This window comes from Rhodopseudomonas sp. P1 (assembly GCF_039642825.1).
GTDB lineage: Bacteria > Pseudomonadota > Alphaproteobacteria > Rhizobiales > Xanthobacteraceae > Rhodopseudomonas > Rhodopseudomonas palustris_H.
This window is the reverse complement of sequence record NZ_CP088006.1, coordinates 4184940-4208335: the sequence shown is the minus strand read 5'-3', so window position 1 is coordinate 4208335 and position 23396 is coordinate 4184940. Positions and strand designations below refer to the sequence as shown.

Annotated in this window: 20 protein-coding genes and 1 pseudogene; 15 read left to right on the top strand and 6 right to left on the bottom strand. The window is 65.9% G+C overall.

Translation table 11 applies throughout. From position 1 onward, the window contains the following. The first annotated feature begins 41 nt into the window (after positions 1–41). Positions 42–1259, top strand: a complete 1218-nt coding sequence (locus LRC39_RS19405; RefSeq protein ID WP_346295334.1) for an NAD(P)/FAD-dependent oxidoreductase — start codon at positions 42–44, stop codon at positions 1257–1259. Positions 1260–1366: 107 nt separating this feature from the next. On the opposite strand, the gene LRC39_RS19400 is transcribed toward LRC39_RS19405, so the two are convergent. Then, positions 1367–2260: a sugar kinase gene (locus tag LRC39_RS19400; RefSeq protein ID WP_263989302.1), complete on the bottom strand. Its 894-nt coding sequence runs from the start codon at positions 2258–2260 to the stop codon at positions 1367–1369. A gap of 344 nt (positions 2261–2604) precedes the next feature. Between LRC39_RS19400 and LRC39_RS19395 the strand changes: the two genes are divergently transcribed. Further along, positions 2605–3480, top strand: a complete 876-nt coding sequence (locus LRC39_RS19395) for a VOC family protein (RefSeq protein WP_346295333.1) — start codon at positions 2605–2607, stop codon at positions 3478–3480. Between the two features lie 11 nt (positions 3481–3491). Here LRC39_RS19395 and LRC39_RS19390 read toward each other — a convergent pair whose 3' ends face one another. Together LRC39_RS19390 and LRC39_RS19385 are read right to left on the bottom strand one after the other, a co-directional pair. Continuing rightward, a complete protein-coding gene (locus tag LRC39_RS19390) occupies positions 3492–5051 on the bottom strand; it encodes a L,D-transpeptidase (protein ID WP_346295332.1) in 1560 nt (519 codons plus the stop codon). 170 nt (positions 5052–5221) lie between these two features. Continuing rightward, on the bottom strand, positions 5222–6442 hold the full coding sequence (locus LRC39_RS19385) for a cytochrome P450 (RefSeq protein ID WP_346295331.1): 1221 nt from the start codon (positions 6440–6442) through the stop codon (positions 5222–5224). A 228-nt stretch (positions 6443–6670) separates the two neighbouring features. Between LRC39_RS19385 and LRC39_RS19380 the strand changes: the two are divergent. The 8 genes and pseudogenes from LRC39_RS19380 to LRC39_RS19345 all read left to right on the top strand — a co-directional run bounded on the left by LRC39_RS19380 (position 6671) and on the right by LRC39_RS19345 (position 15583). Further along, a pseudogene (locus LRC39_RS19380) lies at positions 6671–7373 on the top strand (TetR/AcrR family transcriptional regulator). Position 7374: 1 nt separating this feature from the next. Next, the gene (locus LRC39_RS19375; protein ID WP_263989297.1) at positions 7375–8568 is read left to right on the top strand and encodes an efflux RND transporter periplasmic adaptor subunit; all 1194 of its coding nucleotides are present in this window, start codon (positions 7375–7377) and stop codon (positions 8566–8568) included. A 141-nt stretch (positions 8569–8709) separates the two neighbouring features. Further along, on the top strand, positions 8710–11814 hold the full coding sequence (locus LRC39_RS19370) for a MexW/MexI family multidrug efflux RND transporter permease subunit (protein ID WP_346295329.1): 3105 nt from the start codon (positions 8710–8712) through the stop codon (positions 11812–11814). Positions 11815–12091: 277 nt separating this feature from the next. After that, positions 12092–13345, top strand: a complete 1254-nt coding sequence (locus LRC39_RS19365) for an FAD-dependent oxidoreductase (RefSeq protein WP_346295328.1) — start codon at positions 12092–12094, stop codon at positions 13343–13345. A gap of 90 nt (positions 13346–13435) precedes the next feature. Continuing rightward, on the top strand, positions 13436–13690 hold the full coding sequence (locus LRC39_RS19360; RefSeq protein ID WP_011159311.1) for a DUF6489 family protein: 255 nt from the start codon (positions 13436–13438) through the stop codon (positions 13688–13690). An 18-nt stretch (positions 13691–13708) separates the two neighbouring features. Continuing rightward, a complete protein-coding gene (locus LRC39_RS19355) occupies positions 13709–14500 on the top strand; it encodes an alpha/beta hydrolase (RefSeq protein ID WP_346295327.1) in 792 nt (263 codons plus the stop codon). Positions 14501–14548: 48 nt separating this feature from the next. Continuing rightward, entirely contained in the window at positions 14549–14863 is a 315-nt protein-coding gene (locus tag LRC39_RS19350; protein WP_107356527.1) for a poly(R)-hydroxyalkanoic acid synthase subunit PhaE, read from the top strand. A gap of 216 nt (positions 14864–15079) precedes the next feature. Further along, on the top strand, positions 15080–15583 hold the full coding sequence (locus tag LRC39_RS19345) for a phasin (RefSeq protein ID WP_107345509.1): 504 nt from the start codon (positions 15080–15082) through the stop codon (positions 15581–15583). Positions 15584–15804: 221 nt separating this feature from the next. On the opposite strand, the gene LRC39_RS19340 is transcribed toward LRC39_RS19345, so the two are convergent. After that, entirely contained in the window at positions 15805–16482 is a 678-nt protein-coding gene (locus LRC39_RS19340) for a TetR/AcrR family transcriptional regulator (protein WP_346295326.1), read from the bottom strand. 121 nt (positions 16483–16603) lie between these two features. Between LRC39_RS19340 and paaA the strand changes: the two genes are divergently transcribed. The 5 genes from paaA (at position 16604) to paaE (ending at position 20487) form a co-directional block, all read left to right on the top strand. Beyond that, a complete protein-coding gene (paaA, locus tag LRC39_RS19335) occupies positions 16604–17587 on the top strand; it encodes a 1,2-phenylacetyl-CoA epoxidase subunit PaaA (protein ID WP_346295325.1) in 984 nt (327 codons plus the stop codon). 33 nt (positions 17588–17620) lie between these two features. Next, on the top strand, positions 17621–17908 hold the full coding sequence (gene paaB / locus LRC39_RS19330; RefSeq protein WP_011159305.1) for a 1,2-phenylacetyl-CoA epoxidase subunit PaaB: 288 nt from the start codon (positions 17621–17623) through the stop codon (positions 17906–17908). A 218-nt stretch (positions 17909–18126) separates the two neighbouring features. Continuing rightward, positions 18127–18894 carry a 1,2-phenylacetyl-CoA epoxidase subunit PaaC gene (paaC, locus tag LRC39_RS19325; protein ID WP_346295324.1) on the top strand — a complete coding sequence of 256 codons (768 nt, stop codon included), beginning with the start codon at positions 18127–18129 and terminating at the stop codon, positions 18892–18894. Beyond that, a complete protein-coding gene (gene paaD, locus LRC39_RS19320; protein WP_346295323.1) occupies positions 18888–19391 on the top strand; it encodes a 1,2-phenylacetyl-CoA epoxidase subunit PaaD in 504 nt (167 codons plus the stop codon). Before paaC ends, paaD begins: the two co-directional genes overlap by 7 nt. A 7-nt stretch (positions 19392–19398) precedes the next feature. After that, the gene (gene paaE / locus LRC39_RS19315) at positions 19399–20487 is read left to right on the top strand and encodes a 1,2-phenylacetyl-CoA epoxidase subunit PaaE (protein ID WP_346295322.1); all 1089 of its coding nucleotides are present in this window, start codon (positions 19399–19401) and stop codon (positions 20485–20487) included. A 264-nt stretch (positions 20488–20751) separates the two neighbouring features. Here paaE and LRC39_RS19310 read toward each other — a convergent pair whose 3' ends face one another. Next, complete coding sequence (locus LRC39_RS19310; protein ID WP_346295321.1) at positions 20752–22377, bottom strand: thiamine pyrophosphate-dependent enzyme; 1626 nt, start codon at positions 22375–22377, stop codon at positions 20752–20754. 28 nt (positions 22378–22405) lie between these two features. Beyond that, entirely contained in the window at positions 22406–23278 is an 873-nt protein-coding gene (locus LRC39_RS19305; protein WP_346295320.1) for a fumarylacetoacetate hydrolase family protein, read from the bottom strand. Positions 23279–23396 lie beyond the last annotated feature (118 nt).

Sequence of the window (23396 nt, the reverse complement as noted above, 5' to 3'; positions counted from 1 at the left end):
CGCGTCCGCCGCGCCGTTTCCCCAACACGACGAGCTCAACGATGAACGACACGGTCTTGATTGCTGGAGCCGGACACGCCGGATTTCAGGTCGCCGTATCGCTGCGGCAGGCGAAGTACGCCGGGCGTATCGCGCTGATCAACGACGAAAAGCACCTGCCGTATCAGCGGCCGCCGCTGTCGAAGGCGTATCTCAAGAGCGGCGGCGATCCGAACTCGCTGATGTTTCGCCCGGAGAAATTCTTCCAGGATCAGGCGATCGAGCTGATCTCCGACCGGATGGTGTCGATCGACCGCGACGGCCGCAAGCTGCTGCTCGCCTCGGGTACAGCGATCGAGTACGGCCACCTCGTGCTTGCCACCGGCGCGCGCAACCGCATGCTCGACGTGCCCAACGCCTCGCTGCCGGACGTGCTGTACTTGCGCACGCTCGATGAGAGCGAAGTGCTGCGCCAGCGGATGCCGGACAAGAAGCATGTCGTGGTGATCGGCGCCGGCTTCATCGGTCTCGAATTCGCCGCCACCGCGCGCGGCAAGGGCCTCGAGGTCGACGTCGTCGAACTCGCGCCGCGGGTGATGGCGCGTGCGGTGACGCCGGAGATCTCCAGTTACTTCCATGATCGCCACACCGCGGCGGGCATCCGGATGCATTACGGCGTCCGCGCCACCGAGATTGAAGCCGACGGCGACCGCGTCACCGGCGTCGCGCTCAGCAACGGTCAGACGCTGCCCTGCGATCTGGTGGTGGTCGGCGTCGGCGTGATCCCGAATGTCGAAATCGCCGCCGCAGCGGGCCTGTCGACCGCCGCCGGCATCATCGTCAATCAGCAGCTGCTCACCAGCGACCCGAACATCTCGGCGATCGGTGACTGCGCGCTGTTCGAGAGCGTCCGGTTCGGCGAGACGCTGCGGGTGGAGTCGGTGCAGAACGCCACCGACCAGGCACGCTGCGTCGCCGCGCGGCTGACCGGCGAGGCCAAGCCGTACGACGGCTATCCGTGGTTCTGGTCCGATCAGGGCGACGACAAGCTGCAGATCGTCGGGCTCACCGCGGGCTTCGATCAGGTGGTGATCCGCGGCAGCGTCGCCGAGCGCTCGTTCTCGGCGTTCTGCTACAAGGCCGGCAAGCTGATCGGCATCGAGTCGGTCAACCGCGCCGCCGACCATGTGTTCGGCCGCAAAATTCTTCCCCTCGACAAGTCGGTGACGCCCGAACAAGCCGCCGATCTCAGCTTCGATTTGAAGAAGGCGATGGCGTAAGGCGTACAAGCCCCGTCATTGCGAGGAACGCAGTGACGAAGCAATCCAGAGGCCTCGTGCACGGGGTTGGATTGCTTCGCTTCGCTCGCAATGACGTCCCCTGCGCTTTACGCCGCCGCCACGAACTCGCGCTTGACGGCCTCGATATCCGCGACCGTCGGCAGCCCGGCTTCGTTGCCGAGCTTCTGGATCTTGAAGGTCGAAGCGGCGCGGGCGAATTCGAAGTGGTGCTGCCAGCTCTGCGCCGGGTTGTTCAGATACGAGAACACATAGGCGCCGTGGAACACGTCGCCGGCGCCGTTAGTGTCGATCACCCGCTCGCGCGGGATCGGCAGCGCCGGCAGGGTGCGGATTGTGCCGGCCTCGTCGTACCAATACAGGCCACGCTCGCCGAGGGTGATGCCGCCGACCCGGCAGCCGCGCGACTTCAGATACTCGAGCATCTTCTCCGGCGTCATGTCCATCTGCTCGCACAGTCGCTCGGCGACGATTGCGACGTCGATGAATTCCAACAGCTCGTGGGTGTTGGTGCGCAGGCCGCCGCCGTCGAGCGAGGTCAGGATGCCGGCCTCGCGGCAGAGTTTTGCGTAGTGGATCGCTGCATCCGGCTGATGGCCGTCGACATGCAGGGCGCGGCACTGGCCGAGGTTGAGCAGCGGGAACGGATGGATATGCTCGTCGTCGCGGCAGCGGACGATGGCGCGTTTGCCGTCCTTCGGCATGATGAAGGACAGCGACGAGGTGTTCACTTTGCGCGGGTGCACCGAGATGCCGTACTTCGCGCTCATGTCCATGAACATCCGCCCCAGCCAGTCGTTGGCGATGGTGGCGATCAGGTCGGGCACGATCCCGAGCTTGGCGCAGCAGAATGCCGCGGTCACCGCGTTGCCGCCGAACGACACCGCGTAGTCGGACGCCACGTGCTTTTCGTCGCCGGTCGGAAGATGGTCGGTGATGAAGGTGACGTCGATATAGGTCTGTCCGATGAAGAGTGCGTGCATGAGAGTCCCGAGGCTGCGACCTGTTCCGGCGCGTTCAGCATAGCATTGCCGTTCGCTGCGCATTCGCTAAAATTTTCCGCAGGGTCACAACTGATACGACAGCGGTTTCGCCGAAAATCCAGTCATAACGGCGCGCGCGCTGCCTTGTTCCGGGCAGGCGCGATCAGGGAGGCGAGGGTGGCAGTCGCGTGCGAGCGAACGGCTCATGGCACGTCCGGTGGCAGCGCCGCGGGCGGCACCTCGGCATCGCCCGGGGATTGCGCGCCGATGAACCGGCGCGGCAAACCCGATAGCATCGTGCGGCAAATCACTGCGTGGGGCGGCGTGCTTGCGGGGGAACGTCCATGATCACCGCCATCGATCATCTCGTCGTCCTGGTCAGCGATCTGGACGAGGCGGTCGCGACCTATGAGACGCTGCTGGCCCGCGCGCCAGCCTGGCGCGGGGGCGACGAGGGCTCCGACAACGTTCTGTTTACCTTCGACAACATGTCGCTGGAATTCATGGCGCCGGCCGGCACCTCGCAGAGCGCGGAGCGGCTGCGCACCCTGATCAAGCTGCAGGGCGAGGGCATCGCCAGCCTGTGCTTCCGGGTCGCCGACGCGAACGCTGCGCGATATCGGCTGGATCGGGTGGCGCTGCAGCCGACGCCGGTCGCCGATGTCGAAGGCCGCGACCGCATCACCGGCGCGAAGCTGACCTGGAAACGCACCCGGACCGCGACCGAGACCACCCGCGGCGTGCGGATGTTCTTCCTCGAGCTCGGCTCCGAGCGGCCGCACTCGCAGGTGATTGGGCCGGCCCCGGTGGTGGGCCTGGATCATCTGGTGATCTCGACCTCCGATCCCGACCGCGCGGCGGCGCTGTACGGCGCCAGACTCGGGCTCGACATGGCGCTGGACCGCTCGCAGCAGGACTGGGGGCGACTGATGTCGTTCCACTGCGGCGATCTCAGGATCGAGGTGGTGCACCGGCCGGTGGCGGGCTCGGACGCCAAGAACGACAAGCTGTGGGGCGTCGGCTGGCGCGTCGACGACGTCGAGGCGGCGCGCGAGCGGCTGCTCGCCGCCGGCCTGACCGTCACCGCGTCACGGGCCGGGCGCCATGCCGACACCCGCGTGGTCACGGTGCGCAGCGGCACCCGCCGGATTCCGACCCTGCTGGTACAGCGGACCCCGCCCCAGGCTCTCGACGAGGCGGCGGGCGCGGGAGACGAGTAGCGCGGCAGGCGCTACCACCAGCCGGGCTGCTCCTGACGGTAGTAGTCTTGCGGCTGGCGGTAATAGCCCTCGCCATAACGGCCGCGCCGGGACTGCGCAGGGACGCGTTGCTCCCTCGGCTGGAAGAAGAAGCCGAAGCCACCATCGTTCCAGTCATCGCTGCTGGCCACCGGAACGTCGCTGCTGGTCGGCTTGCGGGTGATGAAGCCGCCCTGCGGCTGATCGCTCAGCACCGCGACGAACTCGGTCCGGTAGTTGGTCTCCGCGCTCAGCGGCTCATCGGAGATGATGATCGAGGAGCGCGGCAGCGCGGTCGGGCCGATCCGCTCCAGCACCTCCGGCGGGATCGTGACGCGGTCGAGCGCGCTCTTGGCATCATCGGCGCTTTCGATCGTCACCGCGCTCCAGCGCAGACCGGCGTCGTTGCGCGCCATCGCGGTGAAGATGTGCGTGCCGATCGGCCGCTCGGGATCGCGGATCGTCACCGGCACCTCGATCGAGAAGTCGAACAATTCGCCGCCGTCGGGCAGCGGCTTGCGGGTGTTGCGGCGGACGTAGAGCTTCTGGGTCGAGCGGCTGATGTAGATCGACACCGGCTCCTGCGCGAGCTTGGCGTCGGTTGCCAGCTTCGCCGTCTCGGCCTTCTTGGCCGCGGCAGTTTTCGCGGCCTCCTTGGTGGCGGCTGCAGCGGCATGCTTGGCGTCCGCGTCGGCTTTGGCCGTCTCGAGCTGGGTGGTGGCTTCGCCGAGTTGCTGTGCCGCCTGCTGCTGACGTTGTTCCGCCTTGGCCTTGGCTTCGTCCGTGCTGGCGGCGACCAGCACCTTGTCGGCCGCCTTCAGCGCCGCCTCGGCCCGCGCCTTGGCGCGCTCCAGTTTGCGTAAGGTGTCCTTGAGCGGTTTCACCGCGCGGGCGGCTGCGGTCGCGGCGGCTTTGGCTTCATCGGCCGCCTGCGCGGCCTGCTCGGCCTCGCGCACCGCGGTCTCGGCGCGCATCGGCGCGGCGGCCAGCGCCTCAGCATTCGGCGAGAACAGTACCGGATGGCTGATATCGGCCGGCTCGACGTCCTCCGGCGACACGATCACCCGCATCCCGATCCGGGTCTTGTCGAACAGCTTCTCGGCGAACTCGTAGGGCATCCGGACGCAGCCATGCGATGCCGGATAGCCCGGCAGCGGTCCGCCGTGCAGCGCAACGCCGTTCCACGTGATGCGCTGCATGTTCGGCATCCAGGCGTCGTCGTACATTGTCGAGCGGTGGTCCTTGTCCTTCTCGACCACGGCAAACACGCCGGCCGGTGTTTCGCGACCGGTGGTCCCGGTCGAGACCGGCGCGCGATAGATCCAGCCTTCAGAGTCGTACAGCGTCACCCGCTGGCCCTTGATCGAGACGATCGCCATGATCGGCTCGCCGGCCTCGCGCGGCGCGGTCGCCTCGGTGGTCGCCGCCGGGCGCGCCCGCTTGGCGTCGGCGTCAGGCGCGGGGGCTGCAACGGCGAGCAGCGTCGCCAGGGTGAGGAGGGCGGGCGTCCTGAAGCGCCGTGAGGCGCCATGCATGATCGTCGGTCGGTTCACTACGCCTCGCTCGTGATCGTTCTGGGCCCCACGGACCGGACGAATCTCTGCACACCATGATCATCGAAATCACAACGCGCCGCTACCGGTTGCACGCCGAGGCGAAGCAACGAAGGCTGTCGGGGTGAGACCTCGCAGCACAATGCGGCGGCGCGATGGAGCGGCCGGCGCTAACCGAGCCGGCAGGGGACGCTGAGGTAACCGCGGAACCGGACCCGGCCACCACGCTGCGGCGGGCCGTCGAGGACGTAGTCCGGGAAGCGCGCGAGAAACCGCGACAGCGCGATCGCGCCTTCGAGCCGCGCCAGCGCCATGCCGGCGCATTGATGCGGACCTGACGCGAAGGCGAGATGCCGGTTCGGGCTGCGCGACACGTCGAACCGGTCGGGATCGGCAAACTGCGCCGGATCGCGATTGGCGGCGCCGATGCACAGCGTCAGCGAAGTTGCGGCTGGCATGGCGATGCCGCCGATCTCGACCTCAGTGGTGGTGATGCGGTTGCCGAGCTGGTTGGAGCTCTCGTAGCGCAGGATTTCTTCAACCGCGGTCTTGATCAGTGCGGGCTCGGCGATCAGCCGCTGCTTCTGATCGGGATTGGCCGCCAGCGTCACCAAGCCGTTGCCGATCAGGTTGGTGGTGGTCTCGTGGCCGGCGTTGAGCAGGAAGATGCAGTTGTGCAGCAGCTCCTTGGCGGTCAGCTTCTCGCCGCCGGTCTCGCCCAGGATCAGCCGCGTCAGCACGTCGCGCTCCGGATCGCCGGGCTGGGCGGTGCGGCGGGCGATCAGGGTGTCGAGATAGCCGAGAAACTCCGCCACCGCCTCATTGCCGAGCGCGAATGCCTCCGGCCCGATCACCGGCTCCAGCGCCCCGAGGATCGCCAGCGACCAGCCGCGCAGCGGCGCGCGTTCGTCGTGCGGCACGCCGAGCAGGTTGCCGATCACCTCGATCGGGATCGCGGCGGCAAAGTCCTCGATCAGGTCGACGCGCCCCTTGGCGACCATCGCATCCAGCAGCCGGTCGACCAGCCCGATCAGGTCCGGCTCCATGCCGGCGATCGCCCGCGGCGTCAGCGCCCCGATGATCAGGCGCCGGACGCGGGTGTGCGACGGCGGATCATTGAACACCAGGCTGGTTGTGTGATGCTCGAACAGCAGCGAATCGCCGTATTTCGGCGCGAATTCGCGTTTCTTGTCGGACGAGAACAGCGTGGTGTTCTTGTAGACCGCGACCAAATCGTCGTACCGGGTCAGGAAATAGCCGCCGCCCGCCAATCGCTTGACCGGCTGGTGCGCCCGCAGTGCGTGGTAGGTCGGGTAGGGGTTGTCATAAAAGTCGGGCGTCAGACGTGCGAGATCGAACGCTTCCGCGAGCTCTGCTGGGGCCGTTTCCATGTCATTCCCGTTTTTTACGTCTATAGGCGATTTACGACGTTGCCGAAACGCTAAGGAAATCCGCAGGTCGGGTCTTGCGGCGGGAACCTGGGCGACGCATGTCATGCGGCCGGTTCGAGGGCTGGCGCCGGCCGGGAGCGGCCGGCTTCAGCCAATCTCAACACTCACGATTTAGTGCGTCGCAGCGATCCTGATTGACAAGTGCAAAGGTGAGTGCCTACTCACAAGATGACTTCACTGCGCATGACGAGCGACTTGCGCCGGGAATTGATCCTGAGCGCAGCCAAGCGTTGCTTTGCCCGGAATGGCTTTGCAGGGACCACCACCAAGAGCGTCGCGGCCGCCGCGTCGATCTCGGAAGGGTTGCTGTTCAAGCATTTCCCGAGCAAGGCGGCGCTGTATGCCGAGATTTTGGCGTGCGAGCGCGAGGCCGATCCGGCCTTGATGGACTTGCTGGGTGCCGAGCCCTCGACCCAGACGCTGGTGGTGCTGGTGCGGGGGATGGTTCAGCACTTCCTCAACGCCTCCGACCAGCCGGAGCTGGAGGAGGATCAGCGGCTCCGTCTGCTGGTGTCGAGCCAGCTCGATGACGGTGAGTTCGCCCGTCTGGTGTACGAGAAGGTCTCGGGATTGATCGGCCGGACTTTCGTGACGTCGCTGGAGCGGGCGGTGGAAGCGGGGGATGCAGTCAAGGTCGGCGACGAGCCGATGAACCTGTTCTGGTTCGCCCACCACACCTTGCTGATGGCGGCGCTGGCGCGGCTGCCGTCGGTGCCTTGCCTGAACTACGGCAACGCCGCGAGCCACGAGCGCCAGATGTGTGAATTCATCCTACGTGGAATTGGTCTGAACGAAGCCGTAATTGCCGCCCATCTCGACCGCGAATTGTCGCCGGGCTGGATCCGGGGCGGAAACGACAGAAAGTGCATGACATGACGCTTGCGACAGAAACTCCGCCGTCGGCGCGGAGCTCCAGCGAGAAGCCCCGCCCGCGTCCGGTGCGGACGGTGCGCTGGTTCATCATCGTCGGATTGCTGCTGGCTCTGCTGGTCGGCGGTCTGGTCGGCTTCAACGCCTTCCGCAACCACATGATCGCGAAGTTCTTCGCCAACAACAAACCGCCGCCGATCACGGTGACGGTCGCCGAGGCGAAGACCGAAGTTCTGCCCAATCTGCTCACCGCGGTCGGCGATCTGGCGGCTGTGCATCAGGTCAACGTCACCTCGGACGTCTCCGGCCGCATCACCGACATCCTGTTTCAGGCTGGCTCGGAGGTGAAGCAGGGCACGCCGCTGGTCAAGCTGTTCGACGAAACCGAACTCGCCGACCTCGCGAACTACCGCGCCCAGGCCAAGGTCGCCGAGCTGTCGCTCGACCGCGCCAAGCAGCTTGCGGCCCGGCAGTTCGGCCCGCAGGCGACGGTGGACTCGGCGCAGGCGGCGTTCGATCAGGCCAATGCCGGTATCGCCAAGACCGAGGCGCTGATTTCGCAGAAGACGGTGCGCGCGCCGTTCGACGGCATTCTCGGCGTTCGTCACGTCGAAGTCGGCCAGTATCTCAGCGCCGGCACCCAGATCGTGACGCTCACCGACCTTTCGCAGGTCTATGCCAACATCACCGTGACGGAAAAGGATTCCGGCACGCTGGCGGTCGGGCAGCTCGTGCGGCTGAAGGTTGACGCCTATCCGGGCCGCGTGTTCGAAGGCAAGATCACCACGATCGAGCCGCAGATCGCGTCCGACACTCGCAACATCCGGGTGCAGGCCACGCTCAACAATCCCGGGCACGTGCTGCGGCCGGGCATGTTCGCCACCACCACCGTGGTGCTGCCGGACAAGCCCGCGGTGGTTACCGTGCCGGAGACGGCGGTCGACTACACGCTGTATGGCGACTCGGTCTTCCTCATCAAGGAAGAGAAGGGCGAGGACGGCCAGGCCAAGCTGTCGGCCGTGCGGACCTTCGTGCGCACCGGCGACCGCATCGACGGCCGCACGGTGATCCTGACCGGAGTGAAGTCGGGCGATCGCGTCGTCGCGGTCGGCCAGCTCAAGCTGCAGTCGGGTGCCGCAGTCGCGATCTCGACCGATCCGCCTCCGCCGCAGCCGAAGACGCCGCCGCGCTACTAACACAAGGAGCGCCGGCTGCGCCCAGAGGCGCGGCGAGCTCGTCATCGAACAGGTCCGGCCGGCGATCGTCGCCGTCCGGGGACAACTCAACCGCAGCTCGGTCGCGCAAGGCGCGCCGGGGGTGCGCCACGGAGCGTCCGTATGGTCCTCACAGACATCTTCATCAAGCGTCCGGTGCTGTCGCTGGTGGTCAGCATGCTGATCCTGCTGGTCGGCTTTCGCGCCGCGATGACGCTGCCGATCCGGCAATATCCGAAGCTGTCCAATACCGTGGTGACCATCACCACGACCTATCCGGGCGCGTCACCGGATCTGATGCAGGGCTTCATCACCACCCCGCTCGAGCAGGCGGTGGCCTCGGCCGAAGGCGTCGACTACATCACGTCGTCGTCCACCCAGGGCCAGAGCCTGATCACGGTTTACGTCAAGCTCAACTTCGATCCCAACCAGGCGCTCACCGAAGTGCTGGCGAAGGTGAATTCGGTCAAATACCTGATCCCGAAGGAAGCCAACGACCCGGTGATCGTCAAATCGACCGGCCAGACCACGGCGGTGATGTATATCGGCTTCGCCAGCAACGAGCTGTCGGGGTCGGCTATCTCCGACTACCTGACGCGCGTGGTGCAGCCGGTGCTGTCCACCGTCGACGGCGTTGCATCCGCCGACATTCTCGGCGGCCAGACCTTCGCGATGCGGATCTGGCTCGATCCGATACGGATGGCCGGCCGCGGCGTATCGCCAAACGACATCACGGCGGCGATCCAGGCCAATAACTTCCAGGCGGCCGCCGGTCAGACCAAGGGCTATCTGACGGTCTCCAACATCACCACCAACACCGACCTGCAAAATGTCGATCAATTCAAACGAATGATCGTCAAGGCGCAGGGCGGCGGTTTCGTGCGGATGGAGGACGTCGCCACCGTCGAACTTGCGGCGCAGAGCACCGACAGTAGCGTGGCGTTCTCAGGAGAACGCGCGATCTTCATCGGCGTGCAGGCGACCCCGCAGGGCAACCCGCTCAACATCGTCACCGGCGTCCGCGCGCTGTTCCCCGAGATCGAGCGCAACCTGCCGCCGTCGATGAGCATGAAGGTCGCCTACGACTCGACCAAGTTCATCCGCTCGTCGATTGACGAGGTGGAGAAGACGCTGATCGAGGCGGTCGGCATCGTCATCGTGGTGATCTTCCTGTTCCTGGCCTCGCTGCGGTCGGTGATCATCCCGGTGGTGACGATTCCGCTGTCGCTGATCGGCGTCTGCACCGCGATGCTGGCGATGGGCTTCTCGATCAACCTGCTGACCTTGCTGGCGATGGTGCTGGCGATCGGTCTTGTGGTCGACGACGCCATCGTGGTGGTGGAGAACATCCACCGCCATCTGGAGGAGGGGAAGAGTCCGGTCCAGGCGGCGCTGATCGGCGCCCGCGAAATCGTCGGCCCGGTGATCTCGATGACCATCACGCTGGCGGCGGTGTACGCGCCGATCGGCTTCCTGGGCGGTCTCACCGGCGCGCTGTTCCGCGAGTTCGCCTTCACGCTCGCCGGCTCGGTGATCGTGTCCGGCATCATCGCGCTGACGCTGTCGCCGATGATGTGCTCGGTGCTGCTCAAGCACCAGGAGAGCCAGGGCTGGTTCGCCCGCAAGGTCGACCAGGTGTTCAGCTCGATCACCCGCTGGTACGGCCGGCAGCTCGACCGCTCGCTCGACTATCGCCCGATCACCGGCATGTTCGCTGTCGTGATCCTCGGCCTCGTCGGCTTCATGTACATGAACACGTCCAAGGAACTGGCGCCGGAAGAAGATCAGGGCATCGTGTTCGCGGTGACCAAGGCGCCGAAATACGCCAACATCGACTACGCCAATTACTACGGCGAGAAGCTCGACAAGGCCTATGCCAGCTTCCCGGAAACCGACCTCCGCTTCATCCTGAACGGCACGTCGGGCCCGAACAACGGCATCGCCGGCATGCTGCTGAAGCCGTGGGACGAGCGCAAGCGCAGCGCCATGCAGCTCAAGCCGCTGGTGCAGAAGGAGCTCAGCAAGATCGAGGGCGTCAACGCTTTCGCCTTCAACCTGCCGCCGCTGCCCGGCGGCCCGGGCGGCCTGCCGATCCAGATGGTGATCAACTCCACCGCCGGCTTCCGCGCCGTCTATGAGGAGATGGTCAAGCTGAAGGACGCGGCGCGCAAGAGCGGCCTGTTCATCGTCGCCGACAGCGATCTCGACTTCAACCAGCCGGTGGTGCGGGTGACGATCGACCGCACCAAGGCCAGCGACCTCGGCATCAACATGCAGCGCCTCGGCACCACGCTGGCGACGCTGCTGGGCGGCAATTACGTCAACCGCTTCAATCTGGAAGGCCGGTCGTACCAGGTGATCCCGCAGGTGCCGCGTGCCGACCGTCTGACCCCGCAATCGCTCGACGGCTTCTACGTGCCGAGCGCCAGCGGGCAGCAGGTGCCGCTGTCGACGCTGGTGACGATCGAGACCGCCACCGATCCGAACGCGCTGACGCACTTCAACCAGCTCAACTCCGCCACCTTCCAGGCGGTGCCGATGCCGGGCGTCACCGTCGGCCAGGCGGTCGACTTCCTCGAACAGCAGGCCAAGAACTTGCCGTCCGGCTTCAGCCACGACTACCTCGCCGATGCGCGGCAGTACGTCCAGGAAGGCAACCAGCTCGCCATCACCTTCGGCTTCGCGCTGATCATCATCTTCCTGGTGCTCGCCGCGCAGTTCGAAAGCTTGCGTGACCCGCTGGTGATCATGATCACGGTGCCGATGGCGATCTGCGGCGCGTTGATCCCGCTGTTCTTCGGCGTGGCGACGATCAACATCTACACCCAGGTCGGCCTGCTGACCCTGGTCGGCCTGATCAGCAAGCACGGCATCCTGATGGTGGAGTTCGCCCGCGAACTGCAGATCAAGGAGGCGCTCGACAAGCGCACCGCGATCGAACAGGCGGCGCGGGTGCGGCTCCGGCCGATCCTGATGACCACGGCCGCGATGGTCACCGGCCTGCTGCCGCTGCTCACCGCCTCGGGCGCGGGCGCCGCCAGCCGGTTCTCGATCGGCCTCGTGGTGGTGGCGGGCATGATGATCGGCACGCTGTTCACGCTGTTTGTGCTGCCGGCGGTGTATGTGGCAATCGGCACCGATCACCGCGCCGCGCTGGAGTCCGATCGCGCCAAGCAGATCGAAGACTATGAGATGGAGCACGGCTCTCCGGCGCTGAAGCCGAGCTGAGCCGGGACTGCGACAATCCGACCAACAATGGCGGGCCGATCGGCCCGCCATTTTCTTTTCCACCCATGCGATTCGTCATCGCGCCGACATCTGCTGTCGCGGCCTCGTCAATCTGCTTGTCGCAATGATGCGAAAGAGAGCGCGTTGCCCGGCGTTTGAGCGACCGGTGGCGACACCGTTTGCACCATGCGGCGTCAGTCGTGATGCGCCGTTATGGCACCATTGCAAATGCGGTTTGGCGTTTGCGAAATCGCACCGATGCGCTTAACTCGGAACCATGAAGCGGAACGAGACCGATGTCGTGGTGCTCGGCGCGGGCATCGTCGGTGTCTGCGCAGCCTTGCACCTGCAGCGCCGCGGCCGAGATGTGGTGCTGGTCGACCGCAACGGCACGGCAGGTGACGAGACCAGCTACGGCAATGCCGGGCTGATCGAATGCGCCTCGGTGTTTCCCTACATGTTTCCGCGCGATCCCGGCCATCTGCTGCGCTACGCGCTGAACGGCTCGGCCGACGCCCACTATCAGCTCTCCGGCATTCCCGAATTCCTACCCTGGCTGGTGCGGTATTTCCTCGCGTCGTCGCCGCGTCGCGCGGCGCAGACCGCGCAGGCGGCATTGCCGCTGATCCGGCGCAGCCTCGCCGAGCACGAGGCGCTGATAGCGGACGCCGGCGTGCCCGAGCTGCTGCGCAAGACCGGCTGGATCAAGCTGTTTCGCTCGCCGAAGAGCTTTGCCAAGGCGCTCGGCGATCTCGAGCGGGCGCGGCAGTTCGGCGTCGTTGCCGACGTGCTCGATCGTGCCGGCATCGCCGAACGCGAACCGAACCTCACCGGCGATTTTGCCGGCGCGATCCACTGGCTCGAGCCGGGCTCGATCCCTGATCCGGGCGGTCTGGTCAAAGCCTACGCGGCGTTGTTCTCCCGGCGCGGCGGCCGCTTCGTCAAGGGCGATGCGCGCACGCTGCAGCAGGAGGAGGGCGGCTGGCGGGTCGCGACCGAACTCGGACTCGTCACCGCGCGCGAAGTGGTGGTGGCGATGGGGCCGTGGTCGGACCTGGTGTTCAAGCCGCTCGGCTATCGCTTTCCGCTCGGCGTCAAGCGCGGCTACCACGTCCATCTCACGCCGCGCGGCAATGCCCGTCTGCAGCACGCGGTGCTCGACACCGATCGCGGCTATCTGCTGGCACCGATGAACCGCGGCATTCGTTTGACCACCGGCGCCGAGTTCGCGCGCCGCGATGCGCCGCCGTCTCCGGTGCAGATCGCGCAGACGCTGCCGGTGGCGCGCGCGCTGTTCCCGCTCGGCGACACCATCGAGCCGCAGCCATGGATGGGCGCGCGGCCATGCCTGCCGGACATGCTGCCGCTGATCGGCCGCGCGCCGCGCCATCCCGGCCTGTGGTTCGATTTCGGCCATCAGCATCACGGGCTGACGCTCGGTCCAGTTACCGGACGGCTGCTCGCCGAGATGATGACCGGTGAACAGCCGCTCACCGATCCACGGCCGTTCTCCGCCGAACGCTTCGGTTGAAGCGCAGCGTCCGCGCGTCGGATCGCTTGCATCGCGGCACCAGTCGCGGCGATACTGGTTGACGCGTCAATGCAGGACTGTGGAGCGGCCATGAAAGTCAACGTCGAGATCGATTGCACGCCGGAGGAAGCGCGGCAGTTCTTCGGACTTCCCGACGTGCAGCCCATGCAGACCGCGGTGATGGACAAGCTGCAGGAGCAGATGCTGTCGAACATCGAGAAGGTCTCGCCCGAGGCGTTGATGAAGACTTGGTTCACCTTCGATCCGAAGCTCGCCGAACGATTCGGCGAGATGTTCATTTCCATGACCGGCCTCGGCAGTGCGCTGACCAAGGATAAGAAGTAACCGATCATTGGAGACGCGATGCCCGCCGACCGCGGCGCCAGTCCGAATCGCGAGCGGCTGAAGCCGCCGAGCGTCGCGCTGCTGCTCGCCGAGGCGCGCAGCTTCTTCGAATTCAACGCCAGTCTGCTGCTGTCGCCGCTGTTGCTGCAGGCACCGCGCGGCGACGGCCATCCGGTGCTGGTGCTGCCCGGTCTGCTCGCCAGCGACCTGTCGACCGCGCCGATGCGGCGCTATCTGCGGCAGCTCGGCTATGAGGTGTTCGCCTGGGAGCTCGGCCGCAATCTCGGCGGGATCTACCGGATGCGTGCCCGCCTGCGCGACCGGCTCACCGCGGTTCATGAAGCGACCGGCCGCAAGGTCAGTCTGGTCGGGTGGAGTCTCGGCGGCGTCTATGCGCGTGATCTGGCGCTGCATGGGTCCGAAATGGTGCGCGATATCATCACGCTCGGCAGCCCGTTCACCGGCGACGTCACCGCCACCAATGCCAAGCGGATCTACGAGAAGCTGTCGGGCGAAGAGCTGACCGAGGTGCAGCTCGAAGACCTCGAACCGCTCGGCGGCGAGATGCCGGTGCCGACCACATCGATCTATTCGCGCACCGACGGCATCGTGAACTGGCGCACGTCGCATCTGGTGCCGTCACCGCGGGCCGAGAACATCGAGGTGGTGCTCGCCAGCCATATCGGCCTGATTGTCAACGCCGCGGTGCTGTGGGCGATCGCCGACCGGCTGGCGCAGCCGGAGGGGACGTTCGCGCCGTTCGATCGCTCCGGTCCGTTTGGCTTCGCCTACGCTCCGCCAACCCGCTAAAAGGCTCTGGCGCGGCACGCCGCGCAAGAACCAAGAGGGGAGACGGCAATGGCCGACAAGGACAACGATCCGGCAGCGGCGTGGCAGACGATGTTCGGCGAGATGAGCAAGGGTTTTGCGGCCTTCGCCAACCAGGCGCTGGCGTCGCCGGAGCTCGGCAAGGTGGCGCAGCAGGTCGGCGGTGCGTCCGCCGAGGCGCACAAGCAGTTCGCCGACATGATGGACAAATATCTAGCCGGTATGAATTTGCCGTCGCGCGCGCAGATGCAGGAATTCAACGCCCGGCTCGCCGAGGTCGAGCGGCGGCTCGACGAGCTGGCTGCTGCGGTCCAGCCGGCAAAGGCAGGGAAGCCCAAAGGCTAGGCAGCAAAGTTCCAAATCGACGTGAAGACGTCGATCAACACGTTTTGATTGTGTTGGAAATTTCGAAAAGTGACGAAATTACAATGATTTAATAGGCCATTTCTGTTGCGATGCAACATTAATGTTGCGACGCAGCATGGTTTATGTCATATTTTACCTGCCCGGGCCGCAGGTCGGACGGGAAGACCATGGCTCAGACGAGGATGGAGATTTCAGATGACCGATACTGCTAATCACGAGAGCTACACCCAGGCGGCCGAAACCGTCGCCGACAGCGTCAAGCAGGCGTTTCAGCCGGTGACCGACGCGTTCAAGAACTTCCAGACCCTCGAGGTTCCGGAAGCCGCCCGCGACTTCGTCAAGCGTGCCGCCGGCACTGCCAAGGAGAAGGTCGCGGACTTCCACGCCGGTTCGGAGAAGGTGACCTCGGCGATCGAGGAAACCGTCGCCAATTCGGTGAGCGAAGCTGCCAAGATCACCCGCAACATCCAGCAGGCGATCTATCAGGACACCGAAACGTTCTTCTCCGGCATCGATAAGCTGGCGTCGGCGAAGTCGGTCCAAGAGGCGTTCCAGATCCAGACCGACCTTGCGCGTTCGCAGGGCGAGGTGCTGGTGTCGCGCGCCAGGTCCGCCACCGAGTACTTCGGCAAGCTGGTCAGCGACAGCGCCAAGTCGGTGCAGGACAACTTCGCCAAGACCTTCAGCAAGTCGGCGTAACCGCCGCTGCTGACGACCCCGAGCCTCGCGTACGAGGCTCGCTGTTCCTCCCGACCTCGGCCCGCTCGCGCGGGCCTTTCTTTTTTGGGGCGCCCCCTGCAGTCATTCCGGGGCGCTCGCAGAGCGAGCGAACCCGGAATCCCGCGGTTTTTAGTAGTGAGAGAGATTCCGGGTTCGCGCTTGCGCGCGCCCCGGAATGACAATTGGAGAGTCCGTACGATCTACGCCCGCCGCGCCACGGGCACGCGCTCACTCTTCTTCCGCGGCGCTGCGCGCTCGGCTTTGGCCGGCACCGTGATCGCGTCGATCGCCTGTTCGGCGCCAGCGATCATCAGCGTCGTGACCATCTGCGCATAGGTTTCGCGCGACAGGCCCCTGCCTTCGCGGAACCAGAGATAGTGCCAGTTCAGCATGCCGAACAGCGACATCGTCAGCGGCTTCAGCAACTCCGGCTTGGCAGCCGCCGCCGGAATCGCGGCGGCGATCGCGTCCGACATCGATACCACCAGCTTGCGCTCCAGCGCCTTGAGGGTTTCCTGCTGCTCCGGCGGCAGCAGCTTGAGGCTGGAGATCTGCACCTGATGTTCGGCATCGGCGCCGCGATAGGCTTCGAGCAGCGCCGCCGAAATCGCGAACAGCCGGTCGCTCGGATCGCTTTCGCCCTGCGCCGCGGCGTCGACCACCGTCACCAGATGCTGCAGGTGATCCTCCAGCAGATCAAACAACACCGCATCCTTCGACGGGTAGTAGTGATACATCAGCGCCTTCGAGACGCCGCAGGCGTCGGCGATCATGGTGATCGAAGTGCCGGTGTAGCCGTGTTCGGCGAATAGCCGAGCGGAACGGCTGAGAATGCCGCGGCGTTTATCGTCGTAGTCGGTGGCTCGCGTGCGCGCCATGGTGCGTTTAGATCCCATCCGCCGAGGCGCGCTGCGACGCACCACGGGTGTCTGGTTCCGACACTTGCATTGACCGTCCAATTGGTCAATTATATTTCCAACAACGCCGGAGGAGATCGCCATGTACACCCAGGCACTCAACGTGTCCGACGGTGACGAGCGGAACATCGAGGACGCCGATCGCGCCGCGCGGTTCCAGGCGCGGATCGATGCCGAGGAGCGGATCGAGCCGAACGACTGGATGCCGGCCGCGTACCGCAAAACTCTGGTGCGCCAGATCTCCCAGCACGCGCATTCCGAAATCGTCGGCATGCTGCCCGAAGGCAATTGGATCACCCGCGCGCCCACGCTGCGCCGCAAGGCGGCGCTGCTCGCCAAGGTCCAGGACGAGTGCGGCCATGGCCTGTATCTCTACGCCGCCGCCGAAACCCTCGGTGCTTCGCGCGAGGAACTGGTCGATCAGCTGCTCTGCGGCAAGGCCAAGTACTCGTCGATCTTCAACTACCCGACCCTGACCTGGGCCGACATCGGCGCGATCGGGTGGCTGGTCGACGGCGCCGCGATTATGAACCAGATCCCGCTGTGCCGCTGCTCCTACGGGCCCTATGCGCGCGCGATGATCCGCATCTGCAAGGAAGAGTCGTTCCACCAGCGCCAGGGCTACGAGATCATGCTGACGCTGGCGAAGGGCTCGGCCGAGCAGAAGGCGCTGGCGCAGGACGCGCTGAACCGCTGGTGGTGGCCGTGCCTGATGATGTTCGGCCCGCCGGATCAAGCCAGCCAGCACAGCGACACCTCGACCAAGTGGAAGATCAAGCGGTTCTCCAACGATGAGCTGCGCCAGAAATTCGTCGATGCCACGGTGCCGCAGGCGCACTATCTCGGCCTGACGCTGCCCGATCCGGACCTGAAGAAGAACGACGCGACCGGGCATTGGGAATACGGCGAGATTCCCTGGGACGAGTTCAAGCAGGTGCTCGCCGGCAACGGCCCGTGCAACCGCGACCGCATGGCGGCGCGGCGCAAGGCCCACGATGACGGCGCCTGGGTGCGCGAAGCGGCCGCCGCCTACGCGGAGAAACGCAAGAAGAAACTGGCGGCGTAATCGCCGCGACGATCCTTCGGGGAGGACATCACGATGACCACGCCGAACACGCAGCTGTGGGAGGTCTTCATCCGCAGCCGCAACGGGCTGGCGCACAAGCACGTCGGCTCGCTGCACGCCGCCGATGCGACGCTGGCGCTGCAGGCCGCGCGCGACATCTACACCCGCCGTGGCGAAGGCCTGTCGATCTGGGTGGTGCCATCGAACGCGATCACCGCCAGCGACCCGGCCGAGGCCGGCATGCTGTTCGAGCCGGCCGAGAGCAAGATCTATCGCCATCCGACGTTCTACGAAGTGCCCGACGAAGTCGGGCATATGTAAGCGGCGGGATGCGCTCGCCATACAATAAGCCGTCATCCTGAGGTGCCGCAACGTAGCGGCGGCCTCGAAGGATGATCCACAAGCCTCTCCACGTCATTGCGAGGAGCGAAGCGACGAAGCAATCCAGCGCCGCGCACTGAGCTCCTGGATTGCTTCGCTTCGCTCGCAATGACGAGGACAGGTCGACAGTTCAGTTCAACGCATCGAGCCCGGCAGCCATGTCCACCACCATCACCGCCACCCCGCTGTTCACCTACACGCTGCGCCGCGCCGATGATGCGCTCGTGCTCGGGCATCGGCTGTCGGAATGGTGCGGGCATGCGCCGATGCTGGAAGAGGACATGGCGCTGTCGAACATCGCGCTCGACCTGATCGGGCAGGCGCGCGAACTCTACAGCTATGCCGGCCGGGTCGAGGGGCAGGAGCGCGACGAGGATCAGCTCGCTTATTTGCGCGAGGAGCGGCACTACCAGAATCTGCTGCTGGTCGAGCAGCCGAACGGCGACTTCGCCCGCACCATCGCGCGGCAGCTGTTCTACTCGGCGTTCGCCGATCCGTATTGGCGGGCGATGATGCAATCCTCCGACGCCACGCTCGCCGCAATTGCCGCCAAGTCGGAAAAGGAGAGCGCCTATCACCTTCGCCACGCGGCCGAATGGATGATCAGGCTCGGCGACGGCACCGCCGAAAGCCACAGCCGTGCCCAGGACGCCATCGACGCGGTGTGGGCGTTCACCGGCGAGCTGTTCGAGACCGACGATGCCGAGCGCCGGCTGATCGAAAGCGGCGTAGCGATCGATCCAGAGAGCGTTCGTGGCACCTGGCAGAGCACGATCGACACCGTGCTGCGCGAAGCGACGCTGACGGTGCCGAGCAATCCATGGATGCAGCAGGGCGGCCGCAGCGGCCGCCACACCGAGCATCTCGGCCGGCTGCTCGCCGAGTTGCAGCACATGCAGCGGACCTATCCGGGGCTGACATGGTGACGCTGACGGGCAGCGACGCCGAGCTGCAGCGGCGCGCCTGGGATGCCGCGGCGACGGTGTGTGATCCGGAAATCCCGGTGCTGAGCATCGCCGACCTCGGCGTGCTGCGAGAGGTGCGGGTCGAACAGGGCTGCGTCGAAGTCGCCATCACCCCGACCTATTCGGGGTGTCCGGCTATGAACATGATCGCGCTGGAGATCGAGACCGCGCTGGCGCGCGCCGGCATCGCTCCGGCACGGGTGACGACCGTGCTGGCGCCGGCGTGGACCACCGACTGGATGAGCGAAGCCGGCCGCGCCAAGCTCAAGGAGTACGGCATCGCGCCGCCGCAGGCGACCGGCTCGCGCCGCGCGCTGTTCGGCGCGCTCGAGATCGCCTGTCCGCAATGCGGCTCGCTTGAGACCGAGCAGCTGTCCGAATTCGGCTCGACCTCGTGCAAGGCGCTGTGGCGTTGCAAGAGCTGCCGCGAACCATTCGATTACTTCAAGTGCCATTGAGCGCCCCATGAACATCTCCGCCAGCATTCCGCGATTTCATCCGCTGACCATTGCCGACCTACGCCGCGAAGGGCGGGATGCGATCTCGCTCAGCTTTACGGTCCCGCCGGAGCTGGTCAGCGCCTATCAGTTCGTGCCCGGCCAGTATCTCACGCTGCGCACCACGATGGACGGCGAGGAAGTGCGGCGCTCCTATTCGATCTGCTCGGGCCCGGACGACGGCGAGCTCAGGATCGCGGTGAAGAAGGTCGACGGCGGCGCATTCTCGGTGTGGGCGACCGAGGAGCTGAAGGCCGGCGATACGATCGAGGTGATGACGCCGACCGGCCGGTTCGGCGCGCTGCACGCCGCAGAGGAAACCCGCACCTATGTGGGCTTCGCCGCCGGCAGCGGCATCACGCCGATCCTGTCGCTGATCAAAGGCGTGCTGGCGCGCGAGCCGGGCAGCCGGTTCTTCCTGTTCTACGGCAACCGCACCACCGATCAGATTCTGTTTCGCGAGACATTGGAGACGTTGAAGGACCGCTACCTCGACCGGCTCGCGGTGTTTCATGTGCTGTCGCAGGAAGAGCAGGACGTGCCGGTGATGCAGGGCCGGCTCGACCGCGACAAGGTGCGGCTGCTGCTCACCGCGATGGTTCCGGCGGCGAGCGTCGATCATGTCTTCATCTGCGGCCCGACCGGAATGAGCGACGACATCGAGCTCACCTGCCGCGACCTCGGCATTGCCGCTGAACGGATCCATGTCGAGCGGTTCGTTTCAGGCCTCGGCGGCAAGCCGCGGCCGAAGGCGGTGGTCGAGCCGGGCGCACCGCCGAAGGCGATGGCGTCGCTGATCATCGACGGCAAGCGCCGCGAGGTGCCGGTGGCCGAGGGCGAAGCGATCCTCGATGCCGCGCTGCGCGCCGGCGTCGATCTGCCGTTCGCCTGCAAGGGCGGCATGTGCTCGACCTGCCGCGCCAAGCTGGTCGAAGGCGAAGCCAAGATGGACCTCAACTACTCGCTGGAGCCCTGGGAGCTCGCCGCCGGCTTCGTGCTCACCTGTCAGGCGAAACCGACCACCGACCGGGTGGTGGTGGATTACGATCATCTGTGAGCGGAGGCTCAGACTATCCACTCGTCATTCCGGGGCGCCGCATGCCGTCATTGCGAGCCGAAGGCGAAGCAATCCAGCGCCACGCTACTTGAAACTGGATTGCTTCGTCGCTTCGCTCCTCGCAATGACGCTGATAATGCCGTCATTCCGGGGCGCGCGTAGCGCGAGCCCGGAATCCAGAGGTTGTGGAACGATAAGGCTGAGCAGCTCGAGATTCCGGGTTCGCTCACTTCGTGAGCGCCCCGGAATGACGAAGGGGCGGGCTTACGGCTTCGCCGGATGGATGAACGGCCACGGGCTGGCTTCGCTGTCACGCGGCACGTCGATCGCGATCAGCTGCGGGCCGCCGGCGGCGATTGCCTTTTCCAGCGCGGGGCGGAAGTGGTCGGGTGAGGTGACGCGCGCGGCGCCGACGCCGAACGATTCGGCGAGCTTGACGAAATCTGGATTGACCAGATCGGACGCCACCACGCGGCCCTCGAACAGATTGACCTGGTCGCGGCGGACATTGCCGTAGGCGGAATTGTCGAACACCAGCGTTACCACGCCGATGTTGTACTGGACCGCGGTGGCGAGCTCCTGCACGCCGAACATGAAGCCGCCGTCGCCGGTGATCGCCACCACCGGCTTGTCCGGGCAGGCGACCTTGGCGCCGAGCGCGGTCGGGAAGCCCGATCCGAGCGTGCCCTGATAGCCGGAGGTGAGAAAGGTGCGCGGCTGATAGATCGGGAAGCCATACCACGAGGCAAAGCCGACCTGCGACAGCTCGTCGGTGACGATCGCATCGTCCGGCAACACCTCGCGCAGGATCTTCAAGTAAGACATCTGCGGCTGGATCGCCTGGATCGCCTCGTTGGTCTTTGCGGTGGCGGCGCGGATTTCGTCGCGGCGGCCCGTGGTCTTGCTGATGCCGGCCTTGCTCACCGCATCGGCCAGCGCACGGGCGCCGGCTTTCGAATCCGACACGATCGCCGCGTCGGGCGCGAACCGCCGCATCTCGGCCGGATCGATGTCGATGCGGACCGACTTCAGCCCCTCGGGGCGGAACGGCCAGCGGAAGGTGGTCGGCAGCTCCATCCGGGTGCCGATGCCGATGATCAGGTCGGTGTGCGGCCACAGCTGATAGGCGGCCGCGAATGTCAGCCCGAGCTCGTGCCGGTTGCTGACGATGCCGCGCCCCGACCGGAACGCCACCACCGGCGCGTCGATCATCTCGGCGAGTTCGAGGATCTCGTCGCCGGCCTCCAGCGCGCCGGCGCCGACGAAGATCATCGGCCGCTTGCTCACCGCGATCAGCTTCGCCGCAGCGGCGACCCGATCCGGATCAGGCGCGGGCGGTGCAATCAGATCGAGTTTCTGCGCGGCGCCGGTTTCGGTGGCCTGCGTAAACACGTCCCACGGCATCTCCAGCGCCACCGGGCCGCGGCGTCCACTCATCATCTCCTGAAATGCGCGCGCCACCAGCGCCGGCGCGTTGCCCGGATATTCGATGCGCTCGGCCCATTTGATGAAGCTGCGCAGCGTCGCCAGCTGATCCGGCATCTCGTGCAGATGGCCGCGGCCCTTGCCGAGATACGCGCTCGGCACCTGGCCGGTGAGGCACATCACCGGCTCGTTGCAGCCGAACGCGGTGAGCAGCGCCGCGGAGGCATTCAGCACGCCGGGACCGGGTACGACGCTGAACACGCCGGGCTTGCCGGACGCGCGGGCGTAGCCGAACGCCATGTAGCCGCAGGCCTGCTCGTGTCGCGCGCCGATCACCTTCAGCTGCGCTTTGGCGAAGCCGTCGAATAGGCCGTAGATCTGCGCGCCGGGCAGGCCGAACACGGTGTCGACGCCGTGTGCGACGAGGCCCTGCACGATGGCTTCGCCGCCGGTCATGATGCTCATCTGGATATCCACTGCTTGCTGGGAAGAATTACTCGGCTTCGTCGACCACGCCGTTGCGCAAGGTGCCGATGCCGTCGGCCTCGACCTCGATGATGTCGCCGGGCTTCAGATACACCGGCGGCTCGGCGCGTGCGCCGGCACCGGCTGGCGTGCCGGTGACGATCAGGTCGCCCGGCACCAGCGTGGTGAAGGTCGAGATATAGGCGATCAGATAGCGGAAGCTGAAGATCATCCGCGAGGTGCGGTCGTCCTGCCGCGTCTCGCCGTTGACGCGCGTCGTCAGCCGAATGTCGGCGATCTGCGATTCATCGGTGTAAGGCACCAGCCACGGACCCAGGCTGCCGGTGTGGTCGAAGTTCTTGCCCTGGGTCACGTTGAACTTGGCGTGGCGCACCCAGTCGCGGATGGTGCCCTCGTTGCACAGCGTGATCGCGGCGACATGGTTCAGCGCGTCGGCTTCCTTGATGTGGCGGCCGCCTTGGCCGATCACCAGCGTCAGCTCGCCCTCGTAGTCGAGCAGCTTCGACGCTCTCGGCCGCACAAGCGGCGCGCCGTGGCCGACGAAGGAGCGCGGCGTGCGCATGAACATCGAGGGGAATTTCGGCGCCTCGCTAGCGTCTTTGTATTCGGCGTTACGATCCGGATAGTTGACGCCGACGCAGATGATCTTTTCCGGCTGTGGGATCGGCGGCTGAAGCTTCACTGCGTCGCGGGCGAAGTCCGGCGCGGTGTGGTCGGCCTCATCGACGATCCGCTGCAGCGCGCCGGCCGCGATCACCTCGCGCAGGGTCGGATAGTCGTTGGCATGGCGTGCCGACAGATCGACCACCCCATGATCACATACCGCGCCGTAGCGGGTGAGGCCGTTGACGGTGAAGGTGGCGAGGCGAGGGGTGGGCATGGTGATCAACCTTTGATGCCGTCATTCCGGGGCGCGCCGTCAGGCGCGAACCCGGAATCCCGAGGTGCTCTGAACTTCTGGATTCCGGGTTCGCTCGCTTTCGCGAGCGCCCCGGAAT

Excerpts from the sequence above, each read along its gene's own strand:
- LRC39_RS19405 (WP_346295334.1), top strand. The coding sequence starts at position 42 with ATGAACGACACGGTCTTGATTGCTGGAGCCGGACACGCCGGATTTCAG.
- LRC39_RS19400 (WP_263989302.1), bottom strand. The coding sequence starts at position 2,260 with ATGCACGCACTCTTCATCGGACAGACCTATATCGACGTCACCTTCATC.
- LRC39_RS19395 (WP_346295333.1), top strand. The coding sequence starts at position 2,605 with ATGATCACCGCCATCGATCATCTCGTCGTCCTGGTCAGCGATCTGGAC.
- LRC39_RS19385 (WP_346295331.1), bottom strand. The coding sequence starts at position 6,442 with ATGGAAACGGCCCCAGCAGAGCTCGCGGAAGCGTTCGATCTCGCACGT.
- LRC39_RS19375 (WP_263989297.1), top strand. The coding sequence starts at position 7,375 with ATGACGCTTGCGACAGAAACTCCGCCGTCGGCGCGGAGCTCCAGCGAG.
- LRC39_RS19370 (WP_346295329.1), top strand. The coding sequence starts at position 8,710 with ATGGTCCTCACAGACATCTTCATCAAGCGTCCGGTGCTGTCGCTGGTG.
- LRC39_RS19365 (WP_346295328.1), top strand. The coding sequence starts at position 12,092 with ATGAAGCGGAACGAGACCGATGTCGTGGTGCTCGGCGCGGGCATCGTC.
- LRC39_RS19360 (WP_011159311.1), top strand. The coding sequence starts at position 13,436 with ATGAAAGTCAACGTCGAGATCGATTGCACGCCGGAGGAAGCGCGGCAG.
- LRC39_RS19355 (WP_346295327.1), top strand. The coding sequence starts at position 13,709 with ATGCCCGCCGACCGCGGCGCCAGTCCGAATCGCGAGCGGCTGAAGCCG.
- LRC39_RS19350 (WP_107356527.1), top strand. The coding sequence starts at position 14,549 with ATGGCCGACAAGGACAACGATCCGGCAGCGGCGTGGCAGACGATGTTC.
- LRC39_RS19345 (WP_107345509.1), top strand. The coding sequence starts at position 15,080 with ATGACCGATACTGCTAATCACGAGAGCTACACCCAGGCGGCCGAAACC.
- LRC39_RS19340 (WP_346295326.1), bottom strand. The coding sequence starts at position 16,482 with ATGGCGCGCACGCGAGCCACCGACTACGACGATAAACGCCGCGGCATT.
- paaA (WP_346295325.1), top strand. The coding sequence starts at position 16,604 with ATGTACACCCAGGCACTCAACGTGTCCGACGGTGACGAGCGGAACATC.
- paaB (WP_011159305.1), top strand. The coding sequence starts at position 17,621 with ATGACCACGCCGAACACGCAGCTGTGGGAGGTCTTCATCCGCAGCCGC.
- paaC (WP_346295324.1), top strand. The coding sequence starts at position 18,127 with ATGTCCACCACCATCACCGCCACCCCGCTGTTCACCTACACGCTGCGC.
- paaD (WP_346295323.1), top strand. The coding sequence starts at position 18,888 with ATGGTGACGCTGACGGGCAGCGACGCCGAGCTGCAGCGGCGCGCCTGG.
- paaE (WP_346295322.1), top strand. The coding sequence starts at position 19,399 with ATGAACATCTCCGCCAGCATTCCGCGATTTCATCCGCTGACCATTGCC.
- LRC39_RS19310 (WP_346295321.1), bottom strand. The coding sequence starts at position 22,377 with ATGAGCATCATGACCGGCGGCGAAGCCATCGTGCAGGGCCTCGTCGCA.
- LRC39_RS19305 (WP_346295320.1), bottom strand. The coding sequence starts at position 23,278 with ATGCCCACCCCTCGCCTCGCCACCTTCACCGTCAACGGCCTCACCCGC.